Genomic DNA, 12,557 nt, shown 5'->3' on the forward strand with positions numbered 1-12,557 from the left:
GTAGGCTGGTGATAAGATGTGTACCGTTGGCGGCCCCATGGCCGATATTAAGATGAAAAAACTCAAAACCAAAAAATACCGCTGTTTGGATTGTGAAAATGAGTTTAAAGGTATGGGAAGGAGGGTGGTTTGCCCCTCATGCCAGTCCGATAACGTAGAGGAAATCTAAAAAAAAACATGTTAACAGAGTTGCCCTTAGCACCGGATGAGGTTTTATTTTTATGTGGTAATACCGGAGTTGTCGGGCTGGCCAAATTCGCCAGGAAGGGCAGCATATTCATGGGAACTCCGGACCTGGAAGAGATTGCTATTTTTTTGGGAGAAGAGGATCTGATTGCTGTTTCTGCTTTTGATACTGGTCCCACTGTGGAGAAGGGGATTAAATCCATGATCTACCTTCTAAGGGAAATGGGTGCACCACTAGTGGTTCTGCCTGATGGTCATCCCACCTCACGTAGGTTACCGCTGGTGGTTAGCTGCGGAGAAATGGTGCGCTTGGATTGTCAGATTCAACCCGGCACACACCCGGAACAGGACATTCTTTGCGCTTGTGATGACCTATCCGGTATAAAAATAAATGCTACTACTAATGGGATTGAAATTAAAGGAACCCAAGTTAATTGGAAAAAAATAAAACTATAAATTTTTATTATTAGTCAAAGTTGAGTATGAGTTTATTTTTATTAGTTAATAAGTACTTTAATATAAGAGTAAATTCCAAGAGAAAAACATGTTATTTGCTGAATTTTATCAGATATTCGGACAAATAGTTTTCATTGCCGGTATCTTGCTCCTGGCCCTGTTATCTATAACCCTAATTCTGGGCCGAAAATTACTAAAGGAAGATCGTCTTATATTCCCCAGATTACTTCTTTTTACAATTGACGTATTCTACGGACTTTTCAAGAAGTTTGCCGATAAAGTGGGCGTGGATGATAAGATTGTGGATCAGATCGGGGTAGAAGTCCGCAATAAAGTAAACGAAAAGATTTTCAATCGGATAAAACCCCAAGATAAAATTTTAGTGTTACCCCACTGCCTGCGGAATGCTGAATGTGAAGCCACCCTGGAATCCTCGGGTTTGGTTTGTAAGAATTGTAATCGTTGCGTGATTGGTGTTCTTAAGAATAAAGGGGAGGAGATGGGCTATCAGGTGTTTATAATCCCGGGCTCAACTTTCCTAAAAAATATTATGGAAAAAAACCGGTTTAAGGCTGTTCTAGGTGTAGCCTGCTACCAGGACTTGAACCTGGCCATGAATAAACTCTCCAAATTCCACTGTCAAGGTGTGCCCCTTTTAAGGGACGGTTGCGTCAATACCAAAGTGGATAGCCGGGCTGTACTGGAAAAAATGGGAGTAGAACTTGGGGAACCTAGTAAGAGGAAAGGATGCACCACTGACTCCTACACCAAAAAGACCTTATGATCAATTTCATTCCATTTTGCTGCCATTAATTAAGGCGCCATTACATTCCATAATCCATGCAGGATAATGGAGAGGTAAGTTTTTCCGGTTTTTAAACGGGCGTAACCTACTAACAGACCCAAAACAAGACCTATGGCTAGTTTGGATAGCAGCAGTATGGTTAGATTTCCAACTTTCAAAGGATGAATGAGAAACACGTCCACATAACCTAAGTGCCAGATACCAAAAAGTAGTGTTACAGTTATCCCGGTTATTACACCATTGTATTCTGATTTTTCTGATTTTTTATCGAATTTTCCCCATATATAACCCCGAAATAGCATCTCCTCAAATAAAGGGGTTATTATTCCAAAAACCACCCCGATAACCAGCATCTCAGGATCCACGGTCAAGATGTAAGGAGTTAGAGCCATGAATATGAGAAATATACTGCCTAACAGGTAGAGTATTCTATTTCTTAAACCAATATCGTCCCAATCAAGTCCTAGATCCTTTAGAGATGGTTTAAAACATAATAAGAGTATAGTTCCCACTATAATTAAGCTTAGTCCATTGAATAAATGGAAAAGAGTCAGGTTATTGGTATATCCAAATGCAAACCACAAGCTGTTCATTACCAGGGCTCGGGCTATTTGGATCAATACCAGAGCCACGATTATCCTGAAAATAAGTTTCCAGAAGTTTTCTCTATCGGAATCTGGGCGGAATAGATGCATTTTTCCACGATTGTATATTTTTCCCGTGTATATTTTCACGATTGTTTATATATCCCCATCAGCTATCACTCTTCGGGACTGAATATTTCCTCTATTTTAACCTGGAAGAACTGGGCCATCTTAAAGGCCAGGCTAAGGGATGGATCATATTTGTTTCGCTCAATTGCAATGATGGTCTGACGGGTCACACCCAGCTCCCGGGCCAGTCCCTCCTGGGTGAGATCATGCATGGCCCTTAAAACTTTTAGTTTATTTTTCATAGTATCTGATCTTTTTAATCATTTGTAATATTTTAGTATTTCCGATTGTAGTAGGCCCGCGATAGGAAATAAATAAACAGTGAAAATGCAGCTGACACTAACAAGGCATATCCCACGGTTTATATTGAGGATAACTATTTCGCAGGGCAATAACTACCACTGCCACGTAGATAAGTACCGCAACTGAGATTCCTAATGTCATGGTTGCTGCCTTTTCATTTATTAATTGGGTTCGCTCATCTTCCACAATAACCGTAGGGTCACCCTGGAAGATTTCCTTTAGATTATCCCTATAAACGTAAATAACTGGTATCACCATTAAAAGTATTATGAAGGCCAGTAAAACCAGATAAATATTCCCTATCACCAGCCCCACTACCCATAGAGCGGTAACAAACCCCGAAGTTATCTTTAGAATCATTCCCAATCTTTGCAAGTTCATCAAATCACCTTATGTAAACTACACATTACATTATGTTATATAAAGTTTACTAAAAGTCTATTTTAATTAACATGGGGTGCCTCTTAGGGTGGCTTAAATTAAATTGCTTATAAATTAGGAGGTAGATATTAATAACAGAGTTAAGGAGGAACCGCTATGAGTAAGGTAATTATGATATGTGCCAGTCCCCGTAAAAAGAGCAATACCATGGCAGTTTTAGAAGAATGCGCCCATATTCTTGAATCTGAAGGTCTGGAAGTGGAAATTATATCCCTCCGGAAAAGGAAAATTGATTCCTGTCAAGCCTGTGGAAGCTGTGCCAAGATTAAAAAGTGCATACTGGATGACGGCCTTAACGAGATCATTGAAAAAGTCCGTGTGGCAGATGGATTCATTGTTGGCAGCCCAGTCTACTTTGGAACTGCTCGTGGAGATTTAATGGCCGCTTTGCAGAGGATGGGAATGGTCAGCATGGCCAGTGACCAATACCTATCTTGGAAGGTAGGAGGACCCATAGCCGTGGCCCGGAGAGGGGGGCACACAGCCACCATCCAGGAACTTCTGATGTTCTACTTCATAAACGACATGATCGTGCCCGGCAGCACCTACTGGAACATGGTATTTGCTCATGCCCCCGGAGAAACCGCCAATGATGAGGAAGGTATTAAAACCGTCCGTCGCTTCGCTGAGAATGTGGGGAAGTTGATAAAGAAGATTAAACAATAGTTTAAGCAATAATAATTAATAATCTGTAATTAAGGAGTATTCCATGGGAGAACAAGAGCTTTATAGAAAGTATGCTGGTTACTACGATCTCATCTATAATTGGATGGACTATCCTGGTGAAGCTGATTTTATAAAAAAGGCCGTGTCACATCACAAAAAATCAGGGGGAAATGAGCTTCTGGATGTAGCCTGCGGAACTGGTGGACACGCCCTATTCCTCCAGGATGACTTTCAAATTCTAGGAGTAGATATTAACCCAGAGATGCTAGATTTAGCCCGGGAAAAGCTTCCCAGAGTAAATTTCATACAGTCCGATATGAAAAAACTCGACCTGGGCTTGAAATTTGATGTGATAATCTGTCTCTTCTCAGCCATAAATTACCATACCCATCTGGAAGAACTGGAGGAAACCTTCCAGAGATTCTACCAGCACTTACATGTAGGTGGGGTTCTACTCTTTGATCTGGGTTTTTGCCTGGAAAACTGGGAAGAAGGACGTATGCTGGTGGACGCGGTGGTGGAAGGGGAACTGCAGTTGGCTCGCATATCCCAAAGTCGTTTGCAGGACGGAGTTTTCAACGCCAACTTCGTTTTTCTAATAAAAGAAGAGGGTAAGGTAGATTTTGAAGTTGACCAACACCAGATTGGAGTGTTTCCCACCTTAAAAGTCCAGGACGTCCTCTGTGAAATGGGTTTTGAATGTTATATTTATAATGGATACCAAGAAGAAATATGGGACCCTGATTCTGATGAAAGACCCGTGTTCGTATGTATAAAAGAATAGGAGGCAATTATGCGAATAGCAATAGCATCCACAGATAAATTAAATGTAGATCACTTTGGAAGGGCCCTAGGGTTCTTTGTCTACTTGTGGGAAGGAAAGGATCCGGAGATGGTAGAGTACCGGGAGACCAACATCAACCCCCAGAAAAAACACCAGTGGGCAGAAGGATTGAGTAAACTGGATGACTGTGAAGTTATTATTGTGGCCCAGGCTGGTATGAAAGCCAAGTACGGTATTAAACAGGCTGGTTTGAAGCTGGTTGAAGAAGAAGGGACTGTTGAAGAAGTATTAGAACGTTTCATTAAACATGAAGAGTTTATGGCCAATATTTAATCGATTCCATTCCATGATCCCGGGGGTACCAATGTAATTCCCCAGATTACGGGATCCCACCACACATTTTAAATAGTATAATCTACCAATCTTAGCTTAATACCTGGGCGGGTTCTCTATTATTTTTAGATTAATAAAAGGTCCATATAGACCTAATATTTTTAATTCGATACATCAGTAATATCCTATGAGAGGTTTTCCTTTTTTGCCTCCTCCTTAACTGTAACCTGGCCTAGTCCAGGGGTTGGATAGATTTATAAAAGATTAAAATTAGAGGTATGATTAGAGGATTTTTAGAAGTAGGAAGGATTGGAAACTTCCTTAAATGTTCTTTTTATCCACTTATTAAATACCATGTAAAGGTGATTTATTATGGCTAAAGCAAGAAGAAGAAGAGTACGTGATACATGGAAAGATAAACAATGGTACAAAATTACCACTCCTAAAGAATTCGGGGAATCTGAAATAGGTACCACCCCCGCCCGTGATCCTAATTTATTACTGAGCAGAAAGGTCGAAGCAACCATGAGGGAGCTTAGCGGAGACTTCAGCAAACAGTACGTCAAGTTACGATTTCAGATTTCTGATGTAGCCGGAGATACCGCCCATACCCGCTTTATGGGGCACCAAGTAACGACTGACTATGTTCGCAGTATGATTCGGAGGGGAACCAGCCGAATAGACGCTATAATGAAGCTGGAAACCAAAGACGGCAAGAAGTTAAAGGTGCATATGCTGGCCATTACCATCAAGAGAGCTAAATCATCCCAGCAACGCTATATACGGGAGACTATGGAAAAATTAGTTAAAGAAACTGCCGCGAATAAAACATTAAATGAACTGGTGGAAGATATCATCAAAGGTAAACTGGCTTCCAGCGTGTACCACGAAACAAAAAAGATCTACCCTCTCAAACGGGTGGAAACCATCAAAACCCGTGTTATTGACGAAAAATAATAATATAGGGAAGACATGATTAACATCGAATATGTGATCCTCCTGATAGCTATTGGTGTGGTCATCTATGCCCGCCGCGCCCTGGATCTGGCCGGATCGGTCTTCATGGTCATCATGGGGATAATCATCATCTTCACAGCCGGTTTCAACTGGCTGCTTCTAATCTTCGTCTTCCTTATCCTGGGGATGTTGTTAACCAGGTACCAACATGCCTATAAAAAAGATATAGGAGTCTACGAGGGGACTCGAACCATTAAAAATGTGGTTTCCAATGGAATCGTCCCTTTTGTATTGGCTGCCTTTGGTAACCCGGCTGGTTTCATTGGCAGTATCGCCGCGGCCACGGCAGACACCATGGCCAGTGAGGTAGGAGTCCTACAAACCCCTCGCCTCATAACCACCTTTAAAAAGGTCCCTCCGGGGACCGATGGTGGCATTTCAATCCTGGGAACCACCGCCGGAATCATTGGGTCGGGTATTATTGGATTTTTTGCTTACATTCTGGGTGTTTATCCAGATCTGACTGAGGCCCTGGCCATTGCAGTTATCGCCGGTACTTTCGGATGCTTCTTCGACAGTGTCCTGGGTGCTGTGCTGGAAAAGAGGAATTACCTCACTAATGAACACGTTAATCTTTTGGCCACCGTGGCCGGAGCCCTCTTAGGAAATCTCATAGGTTTGGTGATATAGTATGAAGGCAATCGTAATGATTATAGACGGGATGGCCGACCGGCCTCTGGAAGAATTAGGAGGTAAAACTCCTTTGGAAGTAGCTCAAACGCCTAACATGGACAAAATGGCCAAAATGGGAATTAATGGGATAATGGATCCTATAAAGCCAGGTATAAGACCTGGCAGTGATACTTCACACCTATCTATACTTGGCTACGATCCTTACCAAGCCTACACTGGACGGGGACCCTTTGAGGCTGCGGGAGTAGGAGTTGAAGTAAGACCGGGAGATATTGCCTTCCGTTGCAACTTTTCAACCGCCAATGAGGATGGGATTATTATCGACCGCCGGGCGGGAAGGATCAGAGCGGGCACCAAGGAAATTGCCCAAAAGATCAACGGCATTCACCTAGAATACGGGGTGGAAGTTATCTTCAAGGAGTCCACCGGACACCGGGCGGTGCTGGTTCTGCGGGGGGCTGGCCTATCAGATCAGGTTTCCGATGCCGACCCCAAACATGAAGGAACCCCACCGAAAGAAGTAGTGGCTCTAGATGATACTGAAGAAGCCCAAAAAACTGCTCGCATTTTGAATGAACTGGTGGAAGCATCCTACCAAGTTCTAAAGGATCATCCGGTGAATCTGGAGAGGATAAAAAACGGAGAATCCCCTGCCAACATCATATTACCCCGCGGGGCAGGAGCGGTTCCGGAGGTGCAGCCCTTCCAGGAAAAATATGGACTTAAAGCGGCCTGTATTGCCGAAACCGGACTCATTCTCGGTATTGGAAAAATCGCCGGGATGGACCTTATTGAAGCAGAAGGCGCCACTGGAGGAGTAGATACTGACCTGGACAGCATTGCCAAGTGCATAATTGACACTGCAGCTCTGGATTATGATTTTATTCTGATTAATATTGATGGGGCCGATGAATCCGGACATGACGGCATCTTAACAGATAAAGTAGACTTCCTTAGACGAGTGGATAGTGTTGTGGGCCAAGTTATGCAACTGGAAGACGTTATATTCATTCTCACCGCGGATCACTCTACTCCCATCTCCATCATGGACCATGCCGGTGACCCCGTACCGCTGGTAATTACAGGTCCACCAGTAAGGGTGGATGATGTGGAACAATTCAATGAAAGGGCAGCTGCCAAGGGGGGGATGTGCCGCATCAGGGGAAGTGATGTTATGAACATGGTTATGGATTTAACCAACCGAGCAACGAAATTTGGAGCTTGATTAAATGGAAGAAGAGATTCCACAACTCTTTGGGACCTCTGGAATTCGGGGCAAGTTGGGTAAAAAAATTAACCTAGAGCTGGCCCTTAAAGTGGGTCTGGCCGTGGGTACCTTCACAGGAAAGGGTAAAATAGTGGTGGGACATGATCCCCGCACATCCAGTCCCATGCTATCCATGGCTGTGAAGGCTGGTATTCTCCAGTGTGGTAAAGACGTTCTGGACCTGGGGATGGTTCCAACCCCCGTGGTGGGTTACGCCACCACATGTTTAGGAGCCCAGGCAGGGGTGATGATAACCGCCTCCCACAACCCATCCCCGTATAATGGTGTAAAACTATGGAACCCCAATGGGATGGCCTACCGACAGGAACAAGAACGGGCCATTGAAAGGATAGTGCACCATGAATTATTTGAAAGAGTTTCCTGGGACTTTATAGGTAAATCAGAAGACATAAGTAACTTTATTTCTACTTACGTGGAGGGTTTACTGGCTCTGGTGAAAATTAAGCCCGGTCTGAAGGTAGTGGTTGACTGTGGAAGTGGAGCAGCCTCTTATCTGTCACCTCTAATTTTACGAAAGTCCGGATGTGAGGTTTTAACCCTTAATTCTCAACCTGACGGTTTCTTTCCGGGAAGGAATCCGGAACCTTCCCAGAAAAATTTGGTAGAGTTGATGCAAGTGGTTGAAGCTACCGGGGCAGATCTGGGTATCGCTCACGACGGAGACGCCGACCGAATGGTGGCCGTGGATGATAAGGGCAGAATGGCCGATTTTGACAAGCTCCTGGCCCTGGTAAGTGCCCAGAGAGGCGGCATAGTAGTAACCACTGTGGATGCTTCAGCTGCCATTGATCGCTGCTTGAAAGAGGTTCAGGGTAAGGTGGAGAGGACTAAAGTAGGTGATGTGCACGTGGCTGAGAGGATATCGGAGCTAGAAGCCAATTTTGGTGGTGAACCCTCCGGTACCTGGATTCATCCCGAGTTTTGCATGTGCCCCGATGGAATACTCTCTGGACTGCGAGTAATAGAACTGGTACAAGAAAAAGGACCCTTATCCAAACTTTTGGATGACTTACCTACTTACCCCAACCGCAGGGTCACTGTTAACTGTCATGATGATGATAAAAAATCCATAATGCAGGAAATGGAAAAAAAGCTGCCTTACTTTTTCAGCGATATAAAAGATGTTAACCCTATAGACGGAGTACGATTGACCCTTAGTGATGATAGCTGGGTTTTGGTAAGGCCTTCCGGAACTGAATCTTTTATCAGGATCACCCTGGAAGGTAAGGATGATAAAAGAGCTCGTGAAATTCATGATAAATCAAAAAAACTTCTGGAAGATACCATAAAAAGTTTTGAGGAATCAAAATGAGGGGAATTATACTCACCGCTGGAGAAGGAACCAGGATGCGGCCTTTAACCCTCACCCGGCCCAAGACCATGCTCCCAGTCGGAGGTAAACCTCTCCTACAGTACAACCTTGAAGCCCTGCGGGATGCCGGGGTGAAGAATATAACCCTGGTAGTGGGCTATTATCAGGAGGTAGTGGAGGAATATTTTCAGGATGGGAAGAAGTTTGGGGTGCAGATAGAGTACGTGACCCAGGAAAAACGCCTGGGAACTGCCCACGCCATTGACACTGCGGCTTCCAATGTTAAGGAAGAAGTTATAATCCTTAATGGTGACATATTAGTCCAGTCTCAGGTCATAAAAAGTCTCATTGAAAAGTACCAGCGTACCAACTGTGACACCATCCTAACTTTAACCGAAGTAGACGATCCATCCTCCTTTGGAGTGGTGGAGCTTCAAAATGATAAAATAACGGATATCATAGAAAAACCAGCTCCAGGAAAAGCCCCCACCAATCTAATTAATGCTGGCATATACTTTTTCACCCCAAAAATATTTGAAGCCATTAAAAAGACTCCGAAATCCCCTCGAGGAGAGTATGAGATTACTGATTCCATTAAAATTCAGATCCAAGATGGTGAGGAAGTGCTGGGACTGACCTTTCAGGATCGTTGGATAGATATTGGCCGTCCCTGGGAACTTCTGGAAATTAACGAACACTTCCTGGAAAATATGGAATCTCAAATCCATGGGAAAATAGAAGAAGGAGCAACCATCCACGGCCCTGTTATCGTGGGTAAGGGCAGCATAGTGCGTTCGGGTTCATACATCATGGGGCCGGTTTTTATTGGTGAAAACACAGATATTGGACCTAACTCTTTCATCAGGAAATATTCCTCCATTGGAAATGGTGTGAGTGTGGGTAATGGAGTGGAAATCAAAAACTCCATCGTGATGGATAACACCAACATCAATCATCTTAGCTACGTGGGTGATTCTGTTATTGGGGCTCACTGCAATTTGGCGGCAGGTACGAACATTGCAAATCTGCGCTTTGACGATGGTGAAGTGAAATTAACGGTAAAAAAAGATAGAATTAACTCTGGACGCCGTAAACTAGGAGTTATATTCGCTGATGACGTTAAAACTGGTATTAACTCCAGCTTTAACCCTGGAGTTATGGTGGGTCAGGGGGCACGGGTGGGATCAGGAGCCATTATCTATCGGGATATACCCTCCCACATCCTGGTCATACCCCTACAGGAACATGACCTCATTGACAGGAGAACCTTAGACAACTAGTTAATTTCTTATTATGAAACGAATTCATCCTACAGTAAAGATAATGCCCGGTGTTTATCTGGTGGGCCGGGTGGATATGGGCGAGCATTCCTCAGCCTGGTATAACGCGGTTTTAAGAGGAGATCGGGAACGTATTATCATTGGGAAGTATTCAAATATCCAGGACAACTGTGTCCTGCACTCTTCCCTGGGTTATCCATTGGAACTGGGGGATTATGTATCGGTAGGTCATGCTGCAGTGCTACACGGCTGTAAAGTAGGAGATAACTGCCTGATTGGCATGAATGCCACCCTTCTAAATGGTAGCCAGATAGGAAAAAACAGTATTGTTGGTGCCGGCGCCCTGGTAACCCAGGGTAAAAAGTACCCTCAAGGAAGTCTGATACTGGGCATGCCGGCCCGGGTGGTCAAAGAGTTGGAAGACCATGACCAAAAAGAAATCCAGGAAAATGCTTCAAGATATGCCAAGCTGGCTCTTATTCAGGAGGAATTATTATGAAGATAAAAAAGATGGTAGAGGAACTGGAACCCTACGTACCGGGTAGATCAATTTATGAAATAGCCACAGAGTACAATTTAAAGCCAGAAGAGATCATAAAGCTGGGCTCTAATGAAAACCCCATTGGACCATCACCCCAGGCTGTAGAAGCAGTTAAGACCTCCATTAAAGACATGAACCGCTACCCGGAATCCGATCTAAGTGATCTGATCCAGGAACTAGCAGATTACTCTAAAGTAAAACCGGAACAGGTGCTGGTGGGGGGTGATGGAGCGGACGAAATCCTGGATGTTCTGGGAAAAACATTTACCGACCCGAAAGATGAATTCATAGTCCCCCTGCCTTCCTACATGTACTACGAGTTTACTTTAAAAATACATGGCGCGATACCTGTCTTTGCTCGCTGGGATGTTGATAATAACCGGTTGGATGTGGATTCAGTGTTGGCCGCCATAAGCCCCAAAACTCGCCTGATCTTCCTGTGCACCCCCAACAATCCTACTGGAGGCTTGATTGCGAAGGAAGACATTCGGAAGGTTTTAGAGAATACTGAAGCCCTGGTAGTGGTTGATGAGGCTTACTTTGAATTTTCAGGGATCGATAATGTGGAACTCCTCAATGACTATGAAAATCTCCTCATACTGCGTACCTTCTCCAAGGTCCTGGGATTGGCGGGCATGAGGATCGGCTATGCCCTGGCCAGTAAGGAGATTATTCAGTACATGTACAGAGTGAAACCCGTTTTCAGCCTTACCAAATTATCTTACGTGGCTGCCCTGGCCACACTGCAGGATAAAGAATACATAGAACGCTCCCGTGCAGCTTCGGTGGAAAGTCGAGAGTACCTGTACCAGGGTCTGAAAGAATTTTCCATGTTGCGGGTATTCAAATCCTATGCCAACTACCTCCTGGTTGATGTGAAGAAAACCGGCATGAATTCAGCCCAGATAACCGAAGAACTCATGAAGAAGGGCGTTATAGTCAGAAACTGCAGTTCATTCCGTGGACTGGACGATTACTGGATTAGAGTTAGTGTGGGAACCCTTAAAGAGGACCAGAGATTTCTGAAGATCTTAAAAGATATAATTTAGAATTAACCATTGATGCTTGTTGGAGTTGTTAAAATGGAATTAGGAGGTACCGTGATTTCATCACTGGAGTATCCAGGGAAGGTTTCTTTGGTTATCTTCACCGGAGGCTGCAACCTCAGATGTCCCTACTGTCACAATCCGGAGATGATAAGTGGAGGAGAAGGGGTCCCTCGAGAGGAAATTGAAAGTGAAATCCGCAAACAGAAGGATTTTATAGACGCAGTGGTCATAACTGGTGGGGAACCCCTCCTGCAGTGTGCAGAAGTGAAACAACTGCTGGAGTTTTCCAAAGGACTGGGACTCCTAACTAAACTGGACACCAACGGTGGCTTTCCAGGAAGACTTTCCAAGGTATTAAAACTAGTTGATTACGTAGCGCTAGATGTTAAGGCCCCCTTTGATGATTACAAGAGAATTATAGGGTCAGATATCGGAGCAAAAGTAAAAAAGAGCATGGAAGAGTGCGCCAATTCCCCCACATATTTGGAATGCCGCACCACCTACGTGCCCGGCCTTCTTAACCAAGAGGACATGGAGAAAATAGCCAAAAGTCTGGATTGTGATCTTTACACTTTACAACAGTTCCGAAACCGGACTGTCCTGGACAGAAAACTACACAAAACCCCAAATCCATCCCGTGATGAACTTTTTAAGATGGCAGAAAATTTAAAACCCATTTTTAGTAATTTAAAGATAAAAACTGCAGAATTTGGCGAAGAGATGGTTTAATTAAAAAAATGGAGGGTGTTA

At 44.0% G+C, this 12,557-nt stretch carries 17 protein-coding genes; 14 read left to right on the forward strand and 3 right to left on the reverse strand.

Annotated features, from left to right (window positions below):
• Positions 1–16 precede the first annotated feature (16 nt).
• The 3 genes from FGU46_RS02985 (at position 17) to FGU46_RS02995 (ending at position 1,426) form a co-directional block, all read left to right on the forward strand.
• The gene (locus FGU46_RS02985; RefSeq protein ID WP_286476368.1) at positions 17–169 is read left to right on the forward strand and encodes a hypothetical protein; all 153 of its coding nucleotides are present in this window, start codon (positions 17–19) and stop codon (positions 167–169) included.
• Positions 170–177: 8 nt separating this feature from the next.
• On the forward strand, positions 178–642 hold the full coding sequence (locus FGU46_RS02990; RefSeq protein ID WP_286476369.1) for a hypothetical protein: 465 nt from the start codon (positions 178–180) through the stop codon (positions 640–642).
• Positions 643–730: 88 nt separating this feature from the next.
• The gene (locus FGU46_RS02995) at positions 731–1,426 is read left to right on the forward strand and encodes a DUF116 domain-containing protein (RefSeq protein ID WP_286476370.1); all 696 of its coding nucleotides are present in this window, start codon (positions 731–733) and stop codon (positions 1,424–1,426) included.
• A gap of 29 nt (positions 1,427–1,455) precedes the next feature.
• On the opposite strand, the gene FGU46_RS03000 is transcribed toward FGU46_RS02995, so the two are convergent.
• The 3 genes from FGU46_RS03000 to FGU46_RS03010 form a co-directional block, all read right to left on the reverse strand.
• Positions 1,456–2,142 (reverse strand): CPBP family intramembrane glutamic endopeptidase, encoded by a 687-nt coding sequence (locus FGU46_RS03000; protein WP_286476371.1) that lies wholly within the window; start codon positions 2,140–2,142, stop codon positions 1,456–1,458.
• Positions 2,143–2,207: 65 nt separating this feature from the next.
• Positions 2,208–2,402 (reverse strand): helix-turn-helix transcriptional regulator, encoded by a 195-nt coding sequence (locus FGU46_RS03005; RefSeq protein ID WP_286476372.1) that lies wholly within the window; start codon positions 2,400–2,402, stop codon positions 2,208–2,210.
• 97 nt (positions 2,403–2,499) lie between these two features.
• A complete protein-coding gene (locus tag FGU46_RS03010; RefSeq protein ID WP_286476374.1) occupies positions 2,500–2,844 on the reverse strand; it encodes a DUF2178 domain-containing protein in 345 nt (114 codons plus the stop codon).
• Positions 2,845–3,000: 156 nt separating this feature from the next.
• Here FGU46_RS03010 and FGU46_RS03015 point away from each other — a divergent pair, with 156 nt between their 5' ends.
• The 11 genes from FGU46_RS03015 (at position 3,001) to FGU46_RS03065 (ending at position 12,536) form a co-directional block, all read left to right on the forward strand.
• Positions 3,001–3,570, forward strand: coding sequence for a flavodoxin family protein (locus FGU46_RS03015; RefSeq protein ID WP_286476376.1), 570 nt, complete (start codon positions 3,001–3,003; stop codon positions 3,568–3,570).
• A gap of 43 nt (positions 3,571–3,613) precedes the next feature.
• Complete coding sequence (locus FGU46_RS03020) at positions 3,614–4,354, forward strand: class I SAM-dependent DNA methyltransferase (protein WP_286476378.1); 741 nt, start codon at positions 3,614–3,616, stop codon at positions 4,352–4,354.
• Positions 4,355–4,363: 9 nt separating this feature from the next.
• The gene (locus FGU46_RS03025) at positions 4,364–4,687 is read left to right on the forward strand and encodes a NifB/NifX family molybdenum-iron cluster-binding protein (protein ID WP_286476380.1); all 324 of its coding nucleotides are present in this window, start codon (positions 4,364–4,366) and stop codon (positions 4,685–4,687) included.
• Positions 4,688–5,059: 372 nt separating this feature from the next.
• Positions 5,060–5,644, forward strand: coding sequence for a 30S ribosomal protein S3ae (locus FGU46_RS03030; protein WP_286476381.1), 585 nt, complete (start codon positions 5,060–5,062; stop codon positions 5,642–5,644).
• A 15-nt stretch (positions 5,645–5,659) separates the two neighbouring features.
• Positions 5,660–6,334 carry a TIGR00297 family protein gene (locus tag FGU46_RS03035; protein WP_286476383.1) on the forward strand — a complete coding sequence of 225 codons (675 nt, stop codon included), beginning with the start codon at positions 5,660–5,662 and terminating at the stop codon, positions 6,332–6,334.
• A gap of 1 nt (position 6,335) precedes the next feature.
• Positions 6,336–7,562 carry a 2,3-bisphosphoglycerate-independent phosphoglycerate mutase gene (locus FGU46_RS03040; protein WP_286476385.1) on the forward strand — a complete coding sequence of 409 codons (1,227 nt, stop codon included), beginning with the start codon at positions 6,336–6,338 and terminating at the stop codon, positions 7,560–7,562.
• A 4-nt stretch (positions 7,563–7,566) separates the two neighbouring features.
• Complete coding sequence (gene glmM, locus FGU46_RS03045) at positions 7,567–8,937, forward strand: phosphoglucosamine mutase (RefSeq protein ID WP_286476386.1); 1,371 nt, start codon at positions 7,567–7,569, stop codon at positions 8,935–8,937.
• On the forward strand, positions 8,934–10,217 hold the full coding sequence (glmU, locus tag FGU46_RS03050) for a bifunctional sugar-1-phosphate nucleotidylyltransferase/acetyltransferase (protein WP_286476388.1): 1,284 nt from the start codon (positions 8,934–8,936) through the stop codon (positions 10,215–10,217). Before glmM ends, glmU begins: the two co-directional genes overlap by 4 nt.
• 13 nt (positions 10,218–10,230) lie before the next feature.
• Positions 10,231–10,716, forward strand: coding sequence for a gamma carbonic anhydrase family protein (locus tag FGU46_RS03055; protein ID WP_286476390.1), 486 nt, complete (start codon positions 10,231–10,233; stop codon positions 10,714–10,716).
• On the forward strand, positions 10,713–11,807 hold the full coding sequence (hisC, locus tag FGU46_RS03060; RefSeq protein ID WP_286476392.1) for a histidinol-phosphate transaminase: 1,095 nt from the start codon (positions 10,713–10,715) through the stop codon (positions 11,805–11,807). Before FGU46_RS03055 ends, hisC begins: the two co-directional genes overlap by 4 nt.
• 33 nt (positions 11,808–11,840) lie before the next feature.
• Entirely contained in the window at positions 11,841–12,536 is a 696-nt protein-coding gene (locus FGU46_RS03065) for an anaerobic ribonucleoside-triphosphate reductase activating protein (protein ID WP_286476394.1), read from the forward strand.
• The last annotated feature ends 21 nt before the right edge of the window (positions 12,537–12,557 follow it).

Origin of the sequence: Methanobacterium sp. CWC-01 (genome assembly GCF_030323845.1) — an archaeon.
GTDB classification, from domain to species: Archaea; Methanobacteriota; Methanobacteria; order Methanobacteriales; family Methanobacteriaceae; genus Methanobacterium; species Methanobacterium aridiramus.

Bases quoted from the DNA above. Each gene is read 5' to 3' on its own strand.
- FGU46_RS03055 (WP_286476390.1), top strand. From the start codon at position 10,231: ATGAAACGAATTCATCCTACAGTAAAGATAATGCCCGGTGTTTATCTG.
- hisC (WP_286476392.1), top strand. From the start codon at position 10,713: ATGAAGATAAAAAAGATGGTAGAGGAACTGGAACCCTACGTACCGGGT.
- FGU46_RS02985 (WP_286476368.1), top strand. From the start codon at position 17: ATGTGTACCGTTGGCGGCCCCATGGCCGATATTAAGATGAAAAAACTC.
- FGU46_RS03025 (WP_286476380.1), top strand. From the start codon at position 4,364: ATGCGAATAGCAATAGCATCCACAGATAAATTAAATGTAGATCACTTT.
- FGU46_RS03015 (WP_286476376.1), top strand. From the start codon at position 3,001: ATGAGTAAGGTAATTATGATATGTGCCAGTCCCCGTAAAAAGAGCAAT.
- FGU46_RS03005 (WP_286476372.1), bottom strand. From the start codon at position 2,402: ATGAAAAATAAACTAAAAGTTTTAAGGGCCATGCATGATCTCACCCAG.
- FGU46_RS03030 (WP_286476381.1), top strand. From the start codon at position 5,060: ATGGCTAAAGCAAGAAGAAGAAGAGTACGTGATACATGGAAAGATAAA.
- glmU (WP_286476388.1), top strand. From the start codon at position 8,934: ATGAGGGGAATTATACTCACCGCTGGAGAAGGAACCAGGATGCGGCCT.
- FGU46_RS03020 (WP_286476378.1), top strand. From the start codon at position 3,614: ATGGGAGAACAAGAGCTTTATAGAAAGTATGCTGGTTACTACGATCTC.
- FGU46_RS03065 (WP_286476394.1), top strand. From the start codon at position 11,841: ATGGAATTAGGAGGTACCGTGATTTCATCACTGGAGTATCCAGGGAAG.
- FGU46_RS02990 (WP_286476369.1), top strand. From the start codon at position 178: ATGTTAACAGAGTTGCCCTTAGCACCGGATGAGGTTTTATTTTTATGT.
- FGU46_RS03035 (WP_286476383.1), top strand. From the start codon at position 5,660: ATGATTAACATCGAATATGTGATCCTCCTGATAGCTATTGGTGTGGTC.
- FGU46_RS03010 (WP_286476374.1), bottom strand. From the start codon at position 2,844: ATGAACTTGCAAAGATTGGGAATGATTCTAAAGATAACTTCGGGGTTT.
- FGU46_RS03000 (WP_286476371.1), bottom strand. From the start codon at position 2,142: ATGCATCTATTCCGCCCAGATTCCGATAGAGAAAACTTCTGGAAACTT.
- FGU46_RS02995 (WP_286476370.1), top strand. From the start codon at position 731: ATGTTATTTGCTGAATTTTATCAGATATTCGGACAAATAGTTTTCATT.
- FGU46_RS03040 (WP_286476385.1), top strand. From the start codon at position 6,336: ATGAAGGCAATCGTAATGATTATAGACGGGATGGCCGACCGGCCTCTG.
- glmM (WP_286476386.1), top strand. From the start codon at position 7,567: ATGGAAGAAGAGATTCCACAACTCTTTGGGACCTCTGGAATTCGGGGC.